Origin of the sequence: Jiangella alba (genome assembly GCF_900106035.1) — a bacterium.
In the GTDB taxonomy this organism is placed as follows: Bacteria; Actinomycetota; Actinomycetes; order Jiangellales; family Jiangellaceae; genus Jiangella; species Jiangella alba.
In genome coordinates, this window is record NZ_FNUC01000004.1 from 3,055,910 (window position 1) to 3,076,725 (window position 20,816).

The 20,816-nt window shown below is 72.5% G+C and carries 15 protein-coding genes; 11 read left to right on the plus strand and 4 right to left on the minus strand.

The genetic code is table 11. The features are described from left to right. Position 1 precedes the first annotated feature (1 nt). Positions 2-1,222: a mandelate racemase/muconate lactonizing enzyme family protein gene (locus BLV02_RS32110; RefSeq protein ID WP_069112025.1), complete on the minus strand. Its 1,221-nt coding sequence runs from the start codon at positions 1,220-1,222 to the stop codon at positions 2-4. Positions 1,223-1,390: 168 nt separating this feature from the next. Here BLV02_RS32110 and BLV02_RS32115 point away from each other — a divergent pair, with 168 nt between their 5' ends. From BLV02_RS32115 to BLV02_RS32130, 4 genes are read left to right on the plus strand one after another with little or no spacing between them, the layout of a single operon-like run. After that, positions 1,391-3,499: a hypothetical protein gene (locus tag BLV02_RS32115; protein WP_069112024.1), complete on the plus strand. Its 2,109-nt coding sequence runs from the start codon at positions 1,391-1,393 to the stop codon at positions 3,497-3,499. A 10-nt stretch (positions 3,500-3,509) separates the two neighbouring features. After that, the gene (locus BLV02_RS32120; RefSeq protein WP_069112023.1) at positions 3,510-5,573 is read left to right on the plus strand and encodes a hypothetical protein; all 2,064 of its coding nucleotides are present in this window, start codon (positions 3,510-3,512) and stop codon (positions 5,571-5,573) included. Between the two features lie 20 nt (positions 5,574-5,593). Then, entirely contained in the window at positions 5,594-6,913 is a 1,320-nt protein-coding gene (locus BLV02_RS32125; protein ID WP_069112022.1) for a prolyl oligopeptidase family serine peptidase, read from the plus strand. Further along, positions 6,913-7,842, plus strand: coding sequence for a dihydrodipicolinate synthase family protein (locus tag BLV02_RS32130; RefSeq protein ID WP_069112021.1), 930 nt, complete (start codon positions 6,913-6,915; stop codon positions 7,840-7,842). Before BLV02_RS32125 ends, BLV02_RS32130 begins: the two co-directional genes overlap by 1 nt. A gap of 2 nt (positions 7,843-7,844) precedes the next feature. Here the strand turns inward: BLV02_RS32130 and BLV02_RS32135 are convergent, their stop codons facing one another. After that, complete coding sequence (locus tag BLV02_RS32135) at positions 7,845-8,675, minus strand: amidohydrolase family protein (protein WP_083288746.1); 831 nt, start codon at positions 8,673-8,675, stop codon at positions 7,845-7,847. Between the two features lie 9 nt (positions 8,676-8,684). Then, positions 8,685-10,877 carry a hypothetical protein gene (locus BLV02_RS36900; RefSeq protein WP_171906758.1) on the minus strand — a complete coding sequence of 731 codons (2,193 nt, stop codon included), beginning with the start codon at positions 10,875-10,877 and terminating at the stop codon, positions 8,685-8,687. Between the two features lie 235 nt (positions 10,878-11,112). On the opposite strand from BLV02_RS36900, the gene BLV02_RS32145 reads away from it, so the two are divergent. Then, entirely contained in the window at positions 11,113-11,952 is an 840-nt protein-coding gene (locus BLV02_RS32145) for an IclR family transcriptional regulator (RefSeq protein WP_069112019.1), read from the plus strand. Between the two features lie 972 nt (positions 11,953-12,924). Further along, positions 12,925-13,686: a helix-turn-helix domain-containing protein gene (locus BLV02_RS32150; protein ID WP_069112018.1), complete on the plus strand. Its 762-nt coding sequence runs from the start codon at positions 12,925-12,927 to the stop codon at positions 13,684-13,686. Here BLV02_RS32150 and BLV02_RS32155 read toward each other — a convergent pair. Continuing rightward, positions 13,683-15,035, minus strand: a complete 1,353-nt coding sequence (locus BLV02_RS32155) for an aspartate aminotransferase family protein (RefSeq protein WP_083288743.1) — start codon at positions 15,033-15,035, stop codon at positions 13,683-13,685. The genes BLV02_RS32150 and BLV02_RS32155 overlap by 4 nt on opposite strands. A gap of 201 nt (positions 15,036-15,236) precedes the next feature. Between BLV02_RS32155 and BLV02_RS32165 the strand changes: the two genes are divergently transcribed. From BLV02_RS32165 to BLV02_RS32185, 5 genes are all read left to right on the plus strand, one after another. Next, positions 15,237-16,268, plus strand: coding sequence for a Gfo/Idh/MocA family protein (locus BLV02_RS32165; protein ID WP_171906757.1), 1,032 nt, complete (start codon positions 15,237-15,239; stop codon positions 16,266-16,268). Further along, a complete protein-coding gene (locus tag BLV02_RS32170; protein ID WP_069112015.1) occupies positions 16,265-17,215 on the plus strand; it encodes a Gfo/Idh/MocA family protein in 951 nt (316 codons plus the stop codon). The genes BLV02_RS32165 and BLV02_RS32170 overlap by 4 nt, the downstream gene beginning before the upstream one ends. Further along, entirely contained in the window at positions 17,212-18,084 is an 873-nt protein-coding gene (locus BLV02_RS32175; RefSeq protein ID WP_069112014.1) for a fumarylacetoacetate hydrolase family protein, read from the plus strand. Before BLV02_RS32170 ends, BLV02_RS32175 begins: the two co-directional genes overlap by 4 nt. Positions 18,085-18,137: 53 nt before the next feature. Further along, positions 18,138-19,790, plus strand: a complete 1,653-nt coding sequence (locus BLV02_RS32180; protein ID WP_069112013.1) for an ABC transporter substrate-binding protein — start codon at positions 18,138-18,140, stop codon at positions 19,788-19,790. Between the two features lie 63 nt (positions 19,791-19,853). Next, a complete protein-coding gene (locus tag BLV02_RS32185; RefSeq protein WP_083288740.1) occupies positions 19,854-20,813 on the plus strand; it encodes an ABC transporter permease in 960 nt (319 codons plus the stop codon). The last annotated feature ends 3 nt before the right edge of the window (positions 20,814-20,816 follow it).

Genomic DNA, 20,816 nt, shown 5'->3' on the forward strand with positions numbered 1-20,816 from the left:
CTCAGCTCCGCAGCTGCTTGCCGGGCACGCTGGAGAACTCCTCCATGCCGGGCCGGAACGGGAACCGTTCCTTGACCTCGTCGGACAGCGTGACGCCCAGCCCCGGCGCCTGCGGCCGCAGCACGTGGCCGTCCTCGATGACCAGGCTGTCGCCCCAGAGCAGCGTGTGCAGCTCGCCGGCGTCCGGCGGGATCTCCACGATCAGCGTCGACGGCGACGCGAACGCCGCGTGCACGTTCTGCATGACGCCCACGCCGGCGCTCCAGGCGTGTGAGGCGACGCGCGCCCCGCGCTCGGCGGCGAGCCGGCCGACGTCGACGAACTCGGACAGCCCGAGCCAGGACGCGTCCGGCTGCGCCACCCCGAACGCGTCGCGGAGCATCCAGAGCCGGAACTCGTCGTAGCTGCTCAGCTGCTCGCCGCCGGCCACCGGGACGGGCGACACCCGGGTCAGCTCGGCGTACTCGTCCGGGTCGCGGTAGGCGAGCGGCTCTTCGAAGAAGGTGAGGTCGTAGGGCTCGAGCGCGGTGAGCACGGCCGTCGCGGTGGCGAGGTCCCAGCGGGCCGTGCCGTCGCGGTGGCCCATGTGGCCGTCGAGCATGATGGCGACGTCCTTGCCGGCGTGGGCGCGCAGCAGCTCCAGCTTCTCCACCTCGACGCCGGCCGCACCCTCGGGGCCGCCGGGCGCCGGGACGGGGCGCCGCTCGGCCATGTCGAGGTAGCCGGAGGCGACCTTCACCGCGGTGAAGCCGAGCTCGAGGTACCGGTCGACCTTGCGTTTGAGCTGCTCCGGCGGCCACGGCGACGGTCCGCCGGTGGCGTAGGCGGGCAGCCGGTCGTAGCGGGCGCCGCCGAGCAGCTGGTGCACCGGGACGCCCTCGGCCTTCCCAGCGAGGTCCCACAGCGCCGCCTCGACGCCGGAGATGACCGCCGCGCCGACGCCGACCCGGGCGAAGTAGGCCAGGCTCTGCCGCATGCGGGCCGTGAGCACCCGCGGGTCGAGGGTGTCGGCGCCGAGCAGGATCGGGCGGACGTAGTCGACCACCGGGCCGATCAGCTCCGGCGCGAAGTAGCCCGCGTAGGTCTCGCCCACGCCCGTCAGCCCGGCGTCGGTGCGCAGCTCGACGAACCCGGCCGTGCGGGTCTGCTTGGCGAAGGTGATCCACGGATCGTTGCTCGACGGCCCGGTGAGCAGGACCGGGGTGACCTCGGTGATGCGCATGCCGCCATCAGATATGGAATCGAGTGCCATGTCAAGACCGCAATCGGCCGCCCGCTGACCGCCGACGGCGCTGGCGAGCGGCGAAGTGACCCTTGACATGGAACCAGCTTCCATGAATTCTCAGGGCCAATCTTTCGCGTTGTCCGGTTCGACGAACAGGAGCAGTCGATGGACGAGATCAGGTTCTCCCGGCGCGCAGGGCTGGCCGGGGCGGTGGCGGGCGGCCTCACCCTGGCCGGCGCGGGGACCCTCGCCGGTACGGCCGCGTCGGCGACCGAGGTGCACTGGACCGACGACCTGGACGAGCTGACGCTCTTCGCGTTCGACCAGGTGTCCATCCCGTCGGTGCAGAACCTCAAGCTGGAGATGCGCGACCCCGTCAAGCACCCGGCCAACCCGGTCGTCCCGCGCGGCGAGGCCGGTGCGCCGGACTCGTGGGCGGTGCAGTTCTACGGCTCGGTGATCAAGGTCGGCGACGTGTACCGCATGTGGTACTGCGCCGTCAGCGCCGAGGAGCGCGCCGAGCACACCGGCAGCACGTCCGCGCTGTGGCGGGTGGCGTACGCCGAGAGCACCGACGGCGTCACCTGGACCAAGCCCGACCTCGGCCTGGTCGAGTTCCGCGGCAGCACGCACAACAACCTGGTCCGGATGGACCCGCCCATCGGCGTGCTCAACCTCAAGGTGCTGTACGAGCCCGACGACCACCCCAGCCGCCGCTACAAGATGGGCTGCCACGTCTACTGGCAGAACAAGGGCAACCGGCACGGGACGCTCGCGGTCTACGCCAGCCCGGACGGCCTGACGTGGACCTCGCTCACCGACATCGAGCCGGTCGAGGCCGAGATGGTCCCGGACGAACTGCTGCTGCCGGCCTTCCACGCCGAGCCGGTCGGCGGGCTCTACAACTGGAAGGGCACGTACTACGCCAGCGGCCAGAACGGCATCGGCGCGGTCCGGCCGATCCACGGGCGGGTCGGGCGCACCTGGGAGTCCGGCGACTTCGCGAACTGGCAGCAGACCAGCACGCTGACCTGGATCCGGCACCAGCAGCACACCATCCTCGGACCCGGCCGCAGCCTCGACGGCGAGCAGCAGCACGAGGGCGTCAGCGTGTGGAACCGCGGCAACGTCCTGCTCGGCGTGGTCGGCCGCTGGCACGGCGACATGAGCTGGCAGAACGTCACCATCGACCTCGGCTTCCTGGTCAGCAACGACGGCATGGCCTTCCGCGAGCCGGCGCACGAGTGGACGTTCATCCCGCGCGGGGGCGACGGCGCACCGGCGGAGCTCGTCGGGAACGCCTCGTTCGAGACGCTCGACGGCGACGGCTGGCCGGCTCCGTGGACGCTCGACGCCAACCGCGGCCAGACCGCGGCCGCGAGCACCGACCGGGCCCGCACCGGCAGCACCAGCCTGCGGGTCGAGAACGTGGCCGGGACGTCCATCGGCGTGCGCACGCCCAAGCTGCCGGCCGCCGAGGGCGTCGAGTACACCGCGTCGATGTGGGCGCTCACCGAGTCGGGTACCCCCGCCCAGCTGTACGTGGACTTCTACGACGACAGCGGCCGGCGGCTGGCGAACCACTTCGTCCAGCCCGAGGCGTCCGCCGACTGGGCCGAGGTGACGCTGGCCGCCACCGCGCCGGCCGGCACCGCCACGCTCGACGTCATGATCTACGGCGCCACGGCGGCGGTCGGGGTCTCCTTCCACGACGACGTAGCCGTCAGCTGGCCCGGCTCCGGCGAGGGCGATCCCGAGTGGGACCGCGGCGGCGTCATCCAGGGCCAGGGCTTCGAGAACGTCGGCGACGAGACGTTCGTCTACTACGGCGCCTGGGACCCGCGGGTGAACATCCCCGGCGTCCCGCTGCCGCCGCGCGGCGGCGTCGGCATCGCCGTCCTGCCCCGCGACCGGTTCGGCGACCTCACCGTCGACCTGCGCGGTGAGGGCTCCGGCGACTACCAGATCCCCGAGGTGACCAGCGAGTTCATCACCGCGACGATCGTGCTGGGCGCGCGGCACCGGCGGCCGCGGTTCCACGTCAACGCCGAAGGGCTCGGCGCCGAGGCGACGCTGCGGTTCGAGCTGCTGGAGCACGACTTCACCCCGATCCCCGGCTACTCCGGCGCCGACGCGGCGATCGTGACGACCGACGGATTCCGCACGCCGCTCTCGTGGGGACGCGGCCGGCTCCCGGAGAAGGTGCGCCTCCGCGGCTTCTTCGACGGCGAGCAGAACACCTCCATCAAGCTCAGCGCGATCTACGTCGACTGAGGGGGCCGGCATGGAGTCCGTGCGATTCACCCGGCGGGCCGGTCTCGCCGGCGCTGCGGCCGGCGGCCTCGCGCTGGCCGGCGTCCGGTCCGCCGGGGCCGCCGAGGCGGCGGCCGCGTCCGTGCCCGGCGGCGAGATCACGATCTTCGCCTTCGACCAGGTGTCCATCCCGTTCGTGCAGAACCTCAAAACCGAGCTGCGCACCCCGATGAAGCACCCGGCCAACCCGGTCGTCCCGCGCGGCGGGCCGGGCGAGCCGGACTCCTGGGCCGCGCAGTTCTACGGCTCGATGATCAAGATCGGCAGCACCTACCGCATGTGGTACACGGCGGTGGGCGACGAGCGCGACGAGTTCGGCGGCCGGCCGGAGTGGTGGAAGGTCGCGTACGCCGAGAGCACCGACGGCGTCACGTGGACGAAGCCGGACCTCGGGCTGGTGACCTACCGCGGCAACACCGCCAACAACCTGGTGCGCATGACGCCCGGCGTCGGGGTGCAGAACGTCAAGGTCCTCTACGAGCCCGACGACCCCGACCCGGACCTGCGCTACAAGATGGCGGCGCACGTCTACTGGGACAACCGGGGCAACAACCACGGCACGCTGGCGCTGTTCGCCAGCCCGGACGGCCTCGACTGGACGTCGCTCACCGGCATCGCCCCGGTCGACTTCACCCTCGAGCCGGGCGACCTGGTGCTGCCGGCGCTGCACGCCGAGCCGGTCGGCGGCCTGTACACGTGGGAGGGCAACTACCACCTGTCCGGGCAGAACGGGAACCCGTCGGTGCGGCCGTACCACGGGCGCGTGGGCCGCGGCTGGATCTCCGGCGACTTCGTCACCTGGTCGCAGACGAACGTCATGAGCTTCGCCCGCACCGAGCAGCACACGCTGCTCGGCGCCGGGCGCAGCCTCGAGGGCGAGCAGCAGCACGAGGGCGTCAGCGTCTGGAACCGGGGCAACGTGCTCATCGGCACCGTCGGACGCTGGCACGGCGCCGCCGACTGGGACGACGTCAGCATCGACCTCGGCTTCGTCATCAGCAACGACGGCGTGAACTTCCGCGAGCCGGCACACGAGTTCACGTTCCTCGAGCGCGGCGGGCTGGCACCGCCGGTCACGGTCGGCAACGCGTCGTTCGAGGATCTCTCCGGTGGCTGGCCGGTGGACTGGACGCTGGACGCGCCGCCGCGTGGCCAGACCGCGTCGAGCAGCACGGCACAGGCGCACACCGGCGCGCGGAGCCTGCGGGTGCAGAACGTCGCCGGGACGCCCATCGGCGTGCGCTCGGCGCGGCTGCCGGCCCAGCCCGGCGTGCCGTACAGGGCGTCGATGTGGGTGCTGACCGAGAGCGGCACGCCGTCGCAGCTGTACCTGGAGTTCTTCAACGCCGCCGGCACCCGCATCGGCTCGCGGTTCGTCCAGCCGGCCGCCGGCGGGACCTGGCAGCAGGTCTCGGTCACGGCGACGGCGCCGCCCGGGACGCAGACCCTCGACGTCATGGTCTGGGGCACGACGGCGGCGGCCGGGGTGTCGTACCACGACGACATCGCCGTGGCGCCGGTCGACTGGGACGCCGGCGGCCTGTTGCAGGGCCAGGGGTTCGAGCACATCGGCGACGAGACGTTCGTGTACTACGGCGCCTGGGATCCGCGCACCAGCGACGATCCCGAGCCGCGGGCCGGGCGGGGCGGCGTCGGCATCGCCGTGCTGCCGAAGGACCGGTTCGGCGACCTCGTGGTCGACCTGCGCGCCAAGGGCTCCGGCGACTACCAGATGGCGGAGATCACCAGCGAGTTCCTGACCGCGCCGATCGACATCGGCACCCGCACGGACTTCTTCGTCAACGCCGAGGGGCTGGGGGCGGACGCGACGCTCCGGCTGGAACTGCTCGACGACCGGCTGACTCCGCTGGCCGGGTATTCGGGCGCTGCCACGGCGGTGATCTCGACCGACGGGTTCCGCACCCCGGTGACCTGGACCGGGACGGCGGCGCTGCCGGAGCGGATCAGGATTCGCGGCGTCTTCGCCGGCACCGCCAACACCACCATCAAGCTCAGCGCCATCTACATCGTCTAGCGAGTGAAGGAGGACCGGGCATGACCAGTCTCTCCCGCCGCACGGTGCTGAAGGGCACCGCGGCGTCGTTCGTGGCGGCCGGTGCGGCCGGCACCCTGACCGGACGCGCCCAGGCGGCGCCGTCGTCGTACTCGATCGTCCACGGCACCACGCCGGGCGGCGTGCCGTACGGCCTGTGGGGCACCATCCCGTCGTCGCCGGCGCCCACGCTGGTCATCCTGTCGCTGACCATCGAGCAGGCGCTCACCACCAGCCACCTGCAGGCCGGCGCGATCCTCGTCGAGCCGCCGGCCGGCTACCTCTGCGTGTCCATCGACCCGCCCTGTCACGGCACCCACCTGTACCCGGGCCGGTCGGAGGGGCTGCCCGGCTGGGCCGAGCTCGCGGCGGACGAGTACGACTTCGTCGCCGACTTCAACGCCCGGCTGTCCGAGGTGCTCGACCACCTCGTCGACGAGGACCTCGTCGACCCCGGCCGCATCGCCGTCGCCGGGACCTCACGCGGCGGCTTCCTGGCGTTGCGCTACGCCGCCTTCGACCCGCGGGTCGCCTGCGGCGTGGGGTACGCCCCGGTGACGGACCTGCGGCAGCTGCGCGAGTTCGAGATCGCCGCGTCGGTGCCGTTCGTCGACGAGCTGAGTCTGGGCGCGCACGTCGCGCCGCTCACGGGACGGCCGGTCTTCATCGTCATCGGCGACCGGGACGTGCGGGTCGGCACCGACGCCGCGATCGACGTCGCCCGGGCGCTGAGCGCGGCCGCGGTGACCGGCCTCCCCGTGGCCGACGTCGTGAACCCGTCCTTCGAGGACCTCGTCGGCGGCTGGCCGCAGCCGTGGACCCTCGATCCGCTGCCGAAGACGCAGACCGCCGGCCCCAGCACCGCGCAGGCGCACACCGGGACCCGCAGCCTGCGGGTCGAGAACGCGAGCGGCACCTCGGTCGGCGTGCGCACGCCGCGGATGCCGGCCGAGCCCGGCTCGACGTACACCGCGACCAGCTGGGTGTACACCGAGTCCGGCACGCCCGCCACGATGTTCCTGGAGTTCTTCAACGCGGCCGGCTCGCGCATCGCCAACCAGTTCGTGGCGCCGGCGGCCAGCAGCACCTGGGAGGAGACCTCCGTCAGCGCGGTCGCGCCGGCCGGCACGGCCACCGTCGACGTGCTGATCTACGGCGCCGTCGCGGCGGCGGGCGTCTCGTACCACGACGACGTCACCCTCCCGCGCAGCGTGCCGAGCGAGGTGGCGCTGCACGTGCTCTCCGAGCCGCGCGGGCACACGACGCCCGCCGGCGCCGCCGAACTGTCCGCCACCTGGATCGATGGGATCGTGAACGGCTGATGACCGACCACGCGCGCAGCCCGCGCACCGTCCTGGCCGCCTGCTGCGTGCCGTGGGACGACACCGGCGCCCTGGTGGAGCCGCTGTTCCGCGACAGCATCGCCGGCCTGGCGGCGCACGGGCTGCGCGACCTGTACGTCTTCGGCACGGCCGGCGAGGGCTACGCGGTCGACGAGCCTCGGTTCGACCACGTCGTGGACGTGTTCGCCGACGAGGCACGGCGGCACGGCGTCGACCCGATGGTCGGGCTGATCAGCCTGTCGCTGCCGGCGGTGATCGGCCGGATCGAGCGGTGCGCCGCCCGCGGGATCCGGTCGTTCCAGCTGTCCCTGCCGTCCTGGGGAGCGTTGAACGACGCCGAGCTGGCCACGTTCTTCGCCGAGACCTGCGGACGCTTCCCGGAGGCGGCCTTCCTGCACTACAACCTGGGCCGGTCCGGCCGGATGCTCACCCCCGACGACTACGCGACGCTGGCCGCCGAGCACCCGAACCTGGTGGCCGTCAAGCACACCCGGGCCGACTACGCGACCGTGCACCGCCTGTTCGCCCGGGCGCCGCAACTGCGGCACTTCTTCACCGAGGCCATGTACAGCTACGCGAGCCTGGTCGGCCCGGCCGGCTTCCTCGTGTCGATCGCGTCGGTGCATCCCCGGCTGGCCCGCGAGTACTTCGAGGCCGGCGTCGCCCGCGACACCGACGCGCTGATGGCCACCTGCGCCGAGCTGCTCGACCTGAGCGCCGCGCTGCGCCGGGCGGTCGGTCCGGGACCGCACATGGACGGCGCCTTCGACAAGGTGTTCGCCCGGATGCACGACCCGCGGTTCCCGCTGGCGCTGCTGCCGCCGTACCAGGGCGCCTCGGACGACGCCTACGAGGCGTTCCGAGGCGCCCTGCGCGCCCACCACCCGCGCTGGCTGGAGCCGTCCTGACGTCAGGGCAGCTCCAGCCCCAGCAGCTTCAGGCTGTCCCGGTTGAGGATGTTCTCGATCGTCTCCGGCTCGATCTGCGGGAACGGCGACCAGTCCCGCGCCGCCATCGCCCGCAGCCCGTCGATGCCCTGCCGCGGCGTCCAGATGGGGTAGTCCGAGCCGAACACCAGCTTGTCCACGACGCCCCACTCCTGGGCCCGGACGATCGCCTGGTAGCCCTCCATCGTGCGCAGCCACATCGCCGACACGTCCGCGTACACGTTGGCGTGCTTGCGCAGCACGATGACGCACTCGCGCTGCCACGGGTGCGACATGTGCGCCAGCACCATCCGCACGTCCGGGTGCCGGCGGGCCAGCCCGTCGTAGACCAGCGGGTGGCTCAGCTCCAGGATCGCGTCGGGCGACGCGCTGGTGCCGGTGTGGATGAGCAACGGCACACCGAGCCGGGCCACCTCCCGGAAGAAGGGGTCGTGCTTCGGCTCGCGCACGTCGAAGCCGGCCAGGATCGGGTAGAGCTTCACCCCTTTGAGCCCGCGCGCGAGGCCGTCCTCCAGCTGGTCCATGACGTCGTCGTCGGACAGGTCCAGCGCCATGTAGCCGATCGTCGGGACGGTCGTCCGCCGGACGAAGTCGGCGATGTACGCGTTCGGCGTCGCCACGCCGAGCCGGGTGGCGCGCAGGCCGACGACGATGCTGACGTCGACGTCCTTCATCGCCTCGTCGTACTTCTCCGGCGGGTTCTCCGGCCGGCCGCCGTAGATGCGGGCCCGGTCCTTCTCGTACCGGCCGTGGTGGGCCGAGGTGTTGCAGTGGGTGTGCACGTCGACGATCAACGGGTCTCCTCAGAAGTGGGTGCGGCCGATGTCCGAGCGAGCCGCGGCGAGCTGCACCGCCCGCGCCTCGCCGCGGGTCAGCAGGCCCTCGCCACGCCAGTGCTCGGCGACGTCGCGGACGGTACGGACGAACTGGCCGTGGTCGCGGAACGGGGCGTGCGCCCACACGTCCTCGACCAGCGTGCGGTCGCCGGCCCCGGCCCGGTTCTCGACGCCGGAGTCGCTGCCGCCGAAGGCGATGGTCGCCCCGTCGGCGACGGTGAACGAGTACAGGTCGCCGCCGGTGAGGTGGAACCGGATCCGCAGCGGCTGGCCGGCGACCGCGGCGAAGTCGGCGCCCGCCCACGTCAGCTCGGCGGCCAGCTGGTCGCCGGTGACGGGGTTCGACGCGGCCAGGCCGAAGCCGGGCAGCGGCTCGCCGTCGGCGTCGAGCAGTTCCGCCCGCAGCGACCCGTCGCCGCCGAGGTCGGCGTTCACCACCAGCGAGTCGCCGGAGACCTCGAGCACCTTCGTCGTCAGCGTGCCGGTCTCGGTGCCGGCGCGCAGGGAGACCCAGCCGTCCTTGCGCCACGTCACCTTGCCGATGGCGGCGCTGCGCTGCCCGCCGGGCACGCCGTGGGTGTCGTCCCAGCCGCCGTAGTACATCGACACCTCGGTGTCGGTGACGATGAGGTTGCTGCTGGTGAAGATCATCCCGTCGTCCCAGGTGCCGTCCGGCCCGAGCTCGACGACCTGCGACCGGTCCGGCCGGTGCCAGTGCCGCAGGTCGCGCGACGCCGCGATCTGCACGTACGACGGCCCGTCGACGCCGCCTCCGGTGGTGCCGTCGGGCGCCAGCTCGGTGATCTCCAGCATCCAGGGGAACCCGACGTAGTCGTTGCCGTAGGCCATCGCCGGCAGGCCGTACGTCTGCGCCTCCAGGGCCCCGTTGGCGTGCGCGAGCTGCTGGTCGAGGTCGTCGGCGGCGAGCGCGTACTCCGGCGTCGACCAGTGCACGAAGTCGGTGCTGGTGGAGACGAAGAACGCGCGGACGCCGTAGGGCTGCTTCGACATCGCGACGAACCGGCCGTTCTCCTCGTCGTAGTCGACGGTGATCACGTCGGCCGCGGGCAGCGCGGGGTTGACCGGCGACGGCGTCCAGGTGAAGCCGTCGGGGGAGAAGAAGGCCTGGTACGTGCGCGGCGGGTTGGGCAGCGTCAGCATCTTGTAGCGGCGGTTCGGGTCGGGGTCGTGCGGGTCGTAGACCACGCCACCGCTCCCGCCCGGCGCGAGCACGATGTTGTTCGCCGTCGACCCCTGGTACTCGACCACGCCGAGCTCCGGCTTCTCCCACGTGAGGCCGTCGTCGCTCTCGGCGTAGAGCATGCGCCAGCCGCTGGCGATACCGGCGTAGTACATCCGGTACTTGCCGTAGGACGGGTCCCAGAACGCCGAGCCGTAGATCTGCACCATGTTCGACTCCCACGGCTTCGTGGGCGTCAGGACGGGGCCGGTCTTCGTGCCCGGGTGGACCACACGCTCCAGGTCGCTGACCGCCTCGATGCGGTAGTCGTCGATCAGCAGCTCCTGCTGCTGCCCGAGCGCCGGGTCGTAGCTCTCCGGCGCCTCCTCGACCAGCCTGATGTCGTCGACCAGCGTGGTCCCGCCGGTCGCCGAGGCGGCCCGGACGATGACCACGACGTCGGTCGCGACCGGCGGCGCCGCCAGCGCGAGATCGAGCTCCTGCCAGCCCGTCCCGGTCGTCGTGACCTGCCGGTCGGCCATGCGGGTGCCGTCGGCCTTGCGGTAGTAGATCTGCAGCGACGCCGACGCGCCCGCCTCCAGCAGGAGCCGGCCGCGGACCGACAGCCGCTGCTCCTGCACCACCGGCGTCGCACTGCTCGTCGCCGTCACCGTGCTGCCGGCCGGCTGGACGACACGCAGGCTCTGCGCACCCGCGGCGGCGTCGGCGTCGGTGACGAGGGCGGAGCCGCCGGTCCCGGTGGTCCGGACGGTCCAGCCGGCCGGTGCCGCGCCGGGCGCGGAGTCCTCGAACGACGGGTTGGCGATCGGGTGCTGCGTCTCGGCGGCCGGCGGGGCGGCGGCCGGCGGGGCGGCGGCCGGCTGCGCGCCGGGCTGGGCGGAGCCGCCGGGCACCGCGCCCAGGAGCAGCGCGGTGGCCGCGAACAGCACGATGCCGGGTCGTCGGTGCCGAAGTCTCATCGGTCTCCACCTCACGTCGTGCGGGCTGGGGACTGCGTGACCCATGACTATATGGAATCTGGTGCCATGTCAACGGTCGTCGCTCGCTCGCCGCGCGCACCCGGAGCACGTCGGCCGTATCGCCCTTGTCCAGGGGTGATCGGTGGCGGTGCTAGTCTGCGCGCAAGGCCCGAGGGCGTTGCCGACGCCGCTCAGCATGCCGATACGTGAAAAGAGCTTCCACAAGGAGGTGGGCATGGAGACGCCCATAGACGGTGCGGCCGGCGCCGACCGCGCCCACTACCACTCGCACGCGCTGACGCGGGGGCTGCGCGTCCTGGTGCACGTGGCGTCGGCCGGTGCGCCCGTCACGCTCACCGATCTGCACGAGGCGACGGAGCAGCCGAAGAGCACGCTGGTCCGGTTGCTGGCGGTGCTCGAGGAGCAGGACTTCGTGCTGCGGGTCGACGACCGGCCGGCCTTCGTGCTCGGCCACGGCGTGCTGCCCATCGTCACCGCATACCTCGACAGCGGCACGCCGGTCGACCTGCTCCGGCCGCACGTGCGCGCGCTGGCCCACGAGGTCGGCTGGACGGCGAAGTACGCGGCGCTCGACGGCGTGCACGCCGCCGACCTGTGCGTCGAGTTCCCGGAGCGGCCGCTGCACTTCACCGGCAAAGAGGGTGGCCGCTCACCCGCCCACGCGTCCGGCGTCGGCAAGGCGATGCTGGCCGGCCTCACCCTCGACGAAGCGCGAGAGCACCTGCCGGCACAACCGTTTCAGCAGCTCACCGAGCGCACCATCGTCACCGAGCGGGCGCTGGAGGCCGAGCTGCGGCGCATCCGCGACCGCGGCTACGCCGTCGACGACGAGGAGTGCGCCCGCGGCCTGCGCTGCGTCGCCGTCGCCGTCCGTGTCGACGGCGAGCTCCTCGGCGCCCTCGGCGTCTCCGGGCCCGCCGCCGAGCTGACGCCCGAGCGCGAACCCCACATCGTCGCCACCCTCCGCGACGTCGCCGCCGAGCTCACCGCCGACGCCAGGGTCGGGCCGGTGCTGGCGATGTTCGCCCGGGGAGCCCTCGCCCGGCGCCGCTGAGCCCGGCAATGGCCCGCATCGAGCGGTGGCACGGTCGGCCGGTCCGGCACCGGTTGGCCCGCGCCCGGTTGGTCAGGGTCCGGCTGGCCCGCGCGCGGCTGGCCCGCGCGCGGTTGGCCCGCGCCCGGCCGGTCGGGGTCCGGCATCTCTCTCCCGGGGCGGTGACATGGGCGCCAACTGTTGGCGCTCAGGTCACCTCGCCGGAACGGTGGTCCCCGTCCTCCTCGCGCAGCGCCGGGCGGCGGGCGGGTTGTCGTCCACGGGCCGGCGCACGGACGCGGCTGGCCCGCGCCCGCCTGGTCGGGGTCCGGCATCTCTCTGCGGGCGTGGTGACATGGGCGCCAACTGTTGGCGCTCAGGTCACCTCGCCGGAACAGTGGTCCCCGTCCCCCCGGCGCAGCGCCGGGCGGCGGACGGGTTGTCGTCCACGGGCCGGCGCACGGACGCGGCTGGCCCGCGCCCGATTAGCCTGCGCCCAGCCGATCCGCGCCCGGCCGGTCGGGCACCGGTTGGCCCGCGCCCGGCCGGTCGGGGTCCGGCATCTCTCTGCGGGCGTGGTGACATGGGCGCCAACTGTTGGCGCTCAGGTCACCTCGCCGGAACGGTGGTCCCCGTCCCCCTGGCGCAGCGCCGGGCGGCGGCAGGCGGGTTGTCGTCCACAGGCCGGCGCACGGACGCGGCTGGCCCGCGCCCGATTAGCCTGCGCCCAGCCGGTCCGCGCCCGGCCGGTCGGGCACCGGTTGGCCCGCGCCCGGCTGGTCGGGGTCCTGCATCTCTCTCCCCGGGTGGTGACGTCGGCGCCAACTGTTGGCGCTCAGGTCACGTCGCCGGAACAGTGGTCCCCGTCCCCCTCGCGCAGCGCCGGGCGGCGGCGGGCGGGTGGTCGTCCACAGGCAGGCGCGCGGAGGCGGGTCGTCCACATTCGGTCGGATGGGCCGTGCCACAAGATCGACGGCGCGCCACGATGGCGGCATGGATGTGGGTGCGCTGATCAGCCAGGCCAGGCACGAGGCGAGGCTCACGCAGCTGGAGCTGGCCCAGCGAGCGGGCGTGAGCTGGTTCGCCATCTCGCACTACGAGAAGGGTCGCCGGCTCCCGACGCTGGGGGTGCTGCGTGCGGTCCTGGCGGCGGCCGGCAAGCAGCTGCACGCCGAGTTGGAGCCGCTCGACGCCGATGTGCGGAGGGCGATCGCGCGGGTCGCGGCCAGTCCGGTGGAGGACCGGCCGGCAGCCCGGAACTGGTACTGGCTGCACGAGTTCATCGCCCCGGACCACCGGGTCGAAGGCGTGGCCGCGGCGCAGTTGCTCGGAGCGCCGGTCCCGGTGGATCACCTCGACATCGCGGTCGCCGATCTGCCGGCGGCCTGCGAAGCCCTGGTGGGCAATGGCGAGATGCCCGGGCCGAGGCTCACGGTCAGGCGCGGCGCCTGGGCCTTCGCCGCACCAGGGGTGAGGCGGCAGGCAACCGACCGCGAGATCGCCGACGCGGGAGCGCGGCTGCGCGAGCTGGTGCGGGAGCAGTGCCCCGACGACACGTTCTGGATGGTGTCCGCCCAGTGCTGGGCTCGGGTACGACTGGTGCCGCCCGCCGACGTCGAGCGGTACGTCGAGGTGGTGCTGCCGGCGGGCGTGGTCCGGGTGGCGCCGTTGCACGAGATCGAGAGCACCGACCCGCGGGTGTCCCGGGCGCTGCGGGTCCTGCGCGACGACGCGGGCGCCACCCGGTCCGGCTAGTGCGCGGTGCCGTCGGCCTTCATGGCGGCGAGGACGTCGCGGGCGGCCTCCAGCGTGCGGTCGACGTCGGCGTCGGTGTGCGAGCCGGAGACGTGGTTGCGCTTGAGCGACATCGGGATCATCAGGAACCCCTTGTCGGTCATCCGGCGGTGGAACGCGGCGTACGCCTGGTTGTCGTTGCGCATCAGGTCGCGGTAGCCCCTGATCGGCGCGGCCGCGAAGTAGAGCGAGAACACGCCGCCGTAGCCGGCCACCGTCGCCTCGAGGTCCAGCTCCGCGACGATCGACGTCAGGCCGTCGCGGATCCGGGCGCCCAGCGCGTGCGTCCGGGTGTAGAAGTCCGGGTTGGCACGCAGGTGCTCGATGGTGGCGATGGCGGCCGTCGCGCCGAGGGCGTAGCCGTTGAACGTGCCGGCCAGCAGCACGTCGCCCTTCTGGCCGTCGAACCGCTCCATCAGCGAGCGCGGCCCGGCCAGCCCGCCGATCGGGTAGCCGTTGGCCATGCCCTTGCCGAACGTGGTGAGGTCGGGCTGGACGCCGCAGATCTCCTGGTAGCCGCCGAGGGCGTGCCGGAAGCCGGTGATGACCTCGTCGAAGATGAGCACGGCGCCCTCGGCCGACGTCAGGTCCCGCAGCCCGGAGACGAACTCCTGGGTGGGGACGAGCGCGCCGACGTTGTGCGGGATCGGCTCCATGATGACGGCGGCGATGCGCTCCGGGTGCTGCTCGAACAGCGCCCTCACGGAGTCGAGGTCGTTGAACTCGGCGATCAGCGTCGACTCGAGCGCGGCGTCGAGGATGCCGGCCGACAGCGGGTCGCGGCCGTAGGCCAGCTCCGGGCGGGAGATGACGTTGCGGGCGACGGCGTCGTGCCAGCCGTGGAAGCCGCCCTGGAACTTCACCAGCAGCTGGCGGCCGGTCGCCGCGCGGGCCAGCCGGACCGCCTGCGCGGTGGCCTCCGACCCGCTCATCGTCGCGATCATCATCTCCGCCGACGGGATCACCTCGGTGACCCGGGTGGCCAGCTCGACCTCCAGCTCGGTGACGCCGAGGCCGAACAGGTCGAGCTTGCCGACGGCGTCGCGCACGGGGTCGTCGACCACGGGGGAGTTGTGCCCGAGCAGGATCGCCCCGAACGCCGCGTGGTAGTCGAGGTAGCGGTTGCCGTCGAGGTCGACGACGTACGCGCCGTCGCCGCCGCCGAACGCGTACGGGTGCCCCACGTAACGCGTCGCGGAGTTCACGCCGCCGGGCAGCACCTCCGCGGCGGCTTGCTGCAAGGCCCAGCCGCGGGTGGACGAGTTGCGTGGACTGTGGTCGGAGGCTGCCGTGCCGATCCCCGGGGACATCGGACTCCTGTTCCCGCGTCGCGGCCGGCTCACGGCCGTCGCGCGACGCCTCTCGGTGGTGTCGTTGCCAGGAAGCGTAGGGGGCATCGCCAAGCATGGCAAGACGTTCCATTTCTCATCGCGTTACGCGATCGTCACAGCGACGGGCCTTGACAGGGCCAGCGTCGAGATCCAGGATGACTCGGCATGGCACGCCATTCCGTGACTGACGACACAACGCCGCTGGGCGTGGTCATCGTCGGCGCCGGCTTCATCGCCGACCACCACGGCGCCGCGCTGCGTGGCAGCGCCCGCGCCCGTCTCGCCGGCATCGTCGACGTGGACGCAGGCCGCGCGAGCGCCGCCGCGACCGCCGCCGGCGGCGTGCCGTGGAGCACCGACCTCGCCGAGGCGCTGGCCCGTCCGGACGTCGGCGCGGCCATCGTGTGCACGCCGAACATGACGCACGAACCCATCGCACTCCAGATCGCCGCCGCTGGCAAGCACCTGCTGATGGAGAAGCCGCTGACGATCACCGTCCCGTCCGCCCGCGCGGTCGTCGAGGCCTTCGACGCCGCGGGCACGGTCGTGATGGCGGCGCACACGCACCGGTTCTACGACTACGCCCGGGCGGTGAACGACGCGATCGCCGGTGGCGCCGTCGGCCGGCCGGTGTTCGCCCGGCTGGCGCTGCTCGGCGGCTGGATCTGGCCGGACTGGCGGGCCTGGGTGCTCGACCCGGCCAAGTCCGGCGGGCACGCGCTGCACAACGGCGTCCACCTGCTCGACCTCGTCAGCTGGTGGCTGCGCGACGAGCCGGTCTCCGTTTTCGCTCGCGGCCGCGCGCAGACCTCCGCCGAGCTGCGCATCTACGACTACCTGGAGATGCACGTGGAGTACGCCGGCGGCGCCGATGCCGTGTGCGAGATGAGCCGCGGCCACCGCCCGTCCACCCTCGACCGCCGCGACGTGCTGGTCGCCGGCACCGACGGTGTGCTGCAACTCCCGGCCGACGGATGGGGCTCCACCGTCGTGACGGAGTCCGGCACCAGCCTGCTGCACCCGCAGGCCGCCAACGGGTTCGCCGTCCAGCTGGACGCCTGGCTGGACGCGATCGCCGACCCGGCCGCGGAGCGGGCGATGACCCCGGCCGACGCCGTCCGCGCGGTCGCGCTGGGCGTCGCCACCGAGTGGTCCATCGAGCGCGGCGAGCCGGTCACGCTCGACGAGGTCATGGAAGGGGTGACCGCATGAGCGACACCACCCTCGGCGTGCTGCTGCTCGGCTCCGCCGGCCTCGGCCCGGACCAGGACCACCAGAGCACCATGTACCGGCCGGCGTTCGAGGCGCACCCCGGCTTCGAGATCGTCGCGACCGCGGCCGACACCGGCGCCGTCGACGACCCCGCCGTCGACGTCGTCAGCGTCTGCGTCGAGCCGGACCGCCGAGCCGACGCCGTCATCGCCGCGCTGCAGGCCGGCAAGCACGTGCTGGTCGACAAGCCGCTGGCGCTGACCGCGGCCGACGCGGCCAAGGTCGCCGCCGTGGCCGCCGAGACCGGGAAGGTCTGCCTGCCCGCGCACCACCAGCGCTTCCACCCGATGATCGCGGCCGCGCGCGGCGCCGTCGCCGGTGGCAAGGTCGGGCTGCCGTGGAACGTGCAGGCCGACTTCCTGGTGGCCGGCGGCACGCCGTCGCCGGCCGGCGAGCTGGCCAACTTCGCCGTCTACCCGCTCGACGTCGTGCTCGCGCTCACCGGGCTGCGGGTCCGCCGGGTGTTCGCGCGCCTCGCGACGCACTGGAGCGGCGGCGACGCGGACGACTTCGCGCTGCTCTTCCTCACCCACGAGAACGGCCTGACCAGCACGATCAGCGTCGGCCGGACCCGTGAGCTGGCCGACACCCGGCCGGCCGGACTCGCCGTGCACCGCTACCGCGTCAGCGGCTCGCACGGCGTCCTCGACATCGACGCCTCGCGCCCGGCTGTCGTTCAACGCCGGGCCGAGGCGTCGAGCCACGTGTGGCACGGCCCCGGGACGGTGGACCGGCTGCTCGACGAGTTGCGCGCGGCGATCGCCGCGGGCCGCCCGAGCAGCCCGTCCGCCGCCGCCGCCGTCCACATCGCCGAGATCGTCGACGCGGCCCGCACCGCGGCCGCGTCCGGCACGCCCGTCGACCTCTCCCAGGAAGGCAGCCGATGAAGCTGGTCAGCTACACCCGTGACGGCGCGACCCGGCACGGGTACGTCGCCGACGAGGCCGCCGGCACAGTTGCCGAGCTCGGCGACGGCGACCTCGCCGCGTTGGTGGAGGCCGGCGCCGGCACCGACGCCGCCTGGCGTCCAGGCGACGTCGCCGGCACCCACCGGCTGGCCGATCTCGCCGTCCGCGCCCCGATCGCGCGCCCCACGAAGGTGCTCGCGGTGGCCGCGAACTATCAGGACCACGTCGCCGAGGGTGGCGGTAAGCCGCTGGACAAGAGCACCCTGGCGCCGCGGCTGTTCCTCAAGCCGGGCACGTCCGTCGCCGACCCGGGCGCGGACATCGTCCTGCCGGCGATCAGCACCCAGGTCGACTGGGAGGCCGAGCTGGTCGTCGTCGTGGGCCGGGGCGGCCGGGACATCCCGGTCGAGAAGGCCCTGGACCACGTGGCGGGCTACGCCGTGGGCAACGACGTGTCGGCCCGATCGGTCGACTACGGGTACCCGCGCGAGACCTCGTCACCGGCGGTCGGCTACTTCGACTGGCTTGCCGGCAAGTGGCCGGACGGCTTCGCGCCGTACGGCCCCTACCTCGTCACGGCCGACGAGGTGCCCGACCCGCAGGACCTCGGCGTGCAGCTCGAGGTCAACGGCACGCTCCGGCAGAACGGGAGCACGGCCGGCATGATCTTCACCGTCGCCGAGCTGGTCGCGTTCGCGTCGCGGCTGATGACGCTCGAGTCCACCGACATCATCATGACCGGCACGCCGGCCGGTGTCGGCCAGGCCTCGGGCACCTATCTCGCCGCGGGCGACGAGATGACGGTGCGCATCGCCGGCCTCGGCACCCTCACGAACCGCGTCGTCTGAACCCCAACCCCCGCCGGGCCGGTCCCGGCCAGAACAGATCCTGAGAGGTAGCTGTGAGACGTTCCCGAGCGCAACGCGCAGCCCTGATCTCCGCCGGCCTGTCCCTGATCCTCACCGTCGCGGCCTGTTCGGATCCGACGCAGAGCGACGACACCGGCAACACCAGCGACGAGGGCACCGACGGCGCCGCCGCCGAGGACACCGCCCTCAACGCGTACCTGTACCAGGCGCCGAACTCCAACTGGAGCCCGATGGCGCCGGCGCACGGTCCCGACCAGGTCGTCATGAACCTCATCTACGACTCGCTGCTGGGCGTGAACCCGGACTACCAGCTGTACCCGCGGCTCGCGACCGGCCTGCCGGAGATCTCCGAGGACGGCCTCACCGTCACCTACACCCTCCAGGAGGGTTTGACCTGGAGCGACGGCGAGCCGTTCACCGCCGAGGATGTCGTCTTCACGTACAACATGGTGGCCAACCCGGCGACCGGCAGCCCGTCGGCGGGCAAGTTCGCCGACGTCCAGGGCGCCGCCGAGGTGGCGGCCGGCACCGCCGAGACCGTCAGCGGCTTCAGCGCGCCCGACGACCAGACCTTCCAGATCACGCTGACCAAGCCGAACATCGGCATCGTCGGCCTGACCGGCAACATCTTCATCATCCCGCAGCACGCGCTGGCCGACGTGCCGGTCGACGAGATGGACACGACGGACTTCTTCACGAAGAGCCCGACGGTCGGCCTCGGCCCGTACGTCTTCCAGGAGTACAAGACCGACCAGTACGTCCACCTCGTCAAGAACCCGAACTTCCGCGAGGGCGAGGTCGACATCGACGAGATCTACCTGCGCCCGGTGACCTCCGACGTCGCCACCGCCCAGCTGGGCACCGGCGAGATGGACCTCGCGCAGATCTCGCCGGCCGACCTCGCGACGGTCGAGGACCTCGACGGCATCGAGGTGGCCTCGGGCCCGGGCGCCGGCTTCATCCGCACGTCGGTGAACCAGCAGAAGCCGTACCTCTCCGACGTCCGGCTGCGGCAGGCGATGCTCTACGCCGTCGACCGGCAGCAGCTGATCGACGAGGCCCTGGGCGGCAAGGCGCAGCCGGTGAACGCCAGCTTCATGACGGACGCGCTCCCGGACGACCTGGAGACCTACGACTACGACCCGGACAAGGCCCGCGAACTGCTGGCGGAGATGAACTGGGACACCAACCAGGTCATCCAGCTCACCTGGGTCCCCGGCCAGCGCGACCGCGACACCGCCGCCACCGTCCTGGAGGCGCAGCTCGGCGAGGTCGGCATCAAGCTCGAGCTGAACCAGGTCCAGCCCGGCGAGCTGACCGACATGATGAACGCGCAGTCCTACGACATGACGCTCTACGGTGGCGGCAACTACGCGACCGAGCCGTTCGCCGTCTACCCGATCAACAGCTGCTCCACCTGGTACCCGACCGGCGCCAACCTGTCGTTCTGGTGCAACGAGGAGTTCGACCGGATCATGCTCGAGGCCAACGCGACGGTCGACGAGGCGGCCCGCTACGACCTCTTCCAGCAGGCCGCGCGGATCGAGAACGCCGAGGTGCCGATGATTTACCTGTACAACCCGGACACCATCTGGGCCCACAGCGACCGGATCCAGGGCTTCGAGCCGATGGGCGACCAGACGAACCCGTTCTGGAACGTCCAGGAGTGGTCCCTCGACGGCTAGCGCGACGCGTGTGGCGGGCGGGCCTGGCCCCGCCCGCCACACCTCAGGATGAGGAGGTGAGCGGTGGCGGCGTTCGTCGTCAGGCGGATCCTGGTCAACATCGTGGTCTTCATGTTGATCGGGATCGGCGTGTTCCTGCTGGTCCGCGCGGCACCGGGCGACCCGGTGCGGATGATGATCAGCCCGGAGGACCTGCAGGAGGGCAGCGAGCAGTTCATCCAGGCCCGCCGTGCGGAACTGGGGCTGGACGATCCGATCCTCGTGCAGTACGGCCGGTGGCTCGTGGACGCGATCAGCGGCGACCTGGGCTCGTCGTTCCTCAACCGCGAGCCGGTCAGCGGCCTGCTGCTGGAGCGGCTCGGCCCGACCGTCCTGCTGATGTCGACGGCGCTGGGCATCTCGCTGCTGATCGCGGTCCCGCTGGGCACCATCGCGGCGGTCCGCCGCAACACCGGCGTCGACTACGCGGCCGCGGCGCTGAGCCTCGGTGTCATCTCGGTGCCGTCGTTCTTCCTCGGCATCACCGCGATCTACGTCTTCTCGCTGCAACTGGGCTGGCTGCCGTCGTCGGGCATGTCCACGCCCGGCGGCGGAGGCGGCGGCGACGTCCTGCAACACCTGATCATGCCGGCGGCGATCCTCGGCCTCGCCGCGGCCGGGCCGCTCACGCGCTACGTCCGCGGCAGCCTCATCGACGAGCTGTCGGCCGACTACGTGCGCACCGCCGAGGCGAAGGGCGGCTCCCCGGCGCGGGTGGTCAGCCAGCACGCGCTGCGCAACTCGCTGATCCCGCTGATCACCATCGTGATGATCAACATCCCGCAGATGCTGGCCGGCGCCGTCGTGCTGGAGCAGGTGTTCGCCTGGCCGGGCATGGGCCAGCTCGCGGTGCGGGCGGTCAACACCCAGGACTACCCGGTGATCGTCGGGTTCGCGCTGTACGTGGCCGCGCTGGTGCTGATCTGCAACCTGGTCGCGGACATCGCGTACGCCGTCGTCGACCCGAGAGTGAAGGTGGCATGACGT

Excerpts from the sequence above, each read along its gene's own strand:
- BLV02_RS32155 (WP_083288743.1), bottom strand. The coding sequence starts at position 15,035 with ATGTCCCCGGGGATCGGCACGGCAGCCTCCGACCACAGTCCACGCAAC.
- BLV02_RS32125 (WP_069112022.1), top strand. The coding sequence starts at position 5,594 with ATGACCAGTCTCTCCCGCCGCACGGTGCTGAAGGGCACCGCGGCGTCG.
- BLV02_RS32120 (WP_069112023.1), top strand. The coding sequence starts at position 3,510 with ATGGAGTCCGTGCGATTCACCCGGCGGGCCGGTCTCGCCGGCGCTGCG.
- BLV02_RS32170 (WP_069112015.1), top strand. The coding sequence starts at position 16,265 with ATGAGCGACACCACCCTCGGCGTGCTGCTGCTCGGCTCCGCCGGCCTC.
- BLV02_RS32145 (WP_069112019.1), top strand. The coding sequence starts at position 11,113 with ATGGAGACGCCCATAGACGGTGCGGCCGGCGCCGACCGCGCCCACTAC.
- BLV02_RS36900 (WP_171906758.1), bottom strand. The coding sequence starts at position 10,877 with ATGAGACTTCGGCACCGACGACCCGGCATCGTGCTGTTCGCGGCCACC.
- BLV02_RS32110 (WP_069112025.1), bottom strand. The coding sequence starts at position 1,222 with ATGCGCATCACCGAGGTCACCCCGGTCCTGCTCACCGGGCCGTCGAGC.
- BLV02_RS32115 (WP_069112024.1), top strand. The coding sequence starts at position 1,391 with ATGGACGAGATCAGGTTCTCCCGGCGCGCAGGGCTGGCCGGGGCGGTG.
- BLV02_RS32150 (WP_069112018.1), top strand. The coding sequence starts at position 12,925 with ATGGATGTGGGTGCGCTGATCAGCCAGGCCAGGCACGAGGCGAGGCTC.
- BLV02_RS32130 (WP_069112021.1), top strand. The coding sequence starts at position 6,913 with ATGACCGACCACGCGCGCAGCCCGCGCACCGTCCTGGCCGCCTGCTGC.
- BLV02_RS32175 (WP_069112014.1), top strand. The coding sequence starts at position 17,212 with ATGAAGCTGGTCAGCTACACCCGTGACGGCGCGACCCGGCACGGGTAC.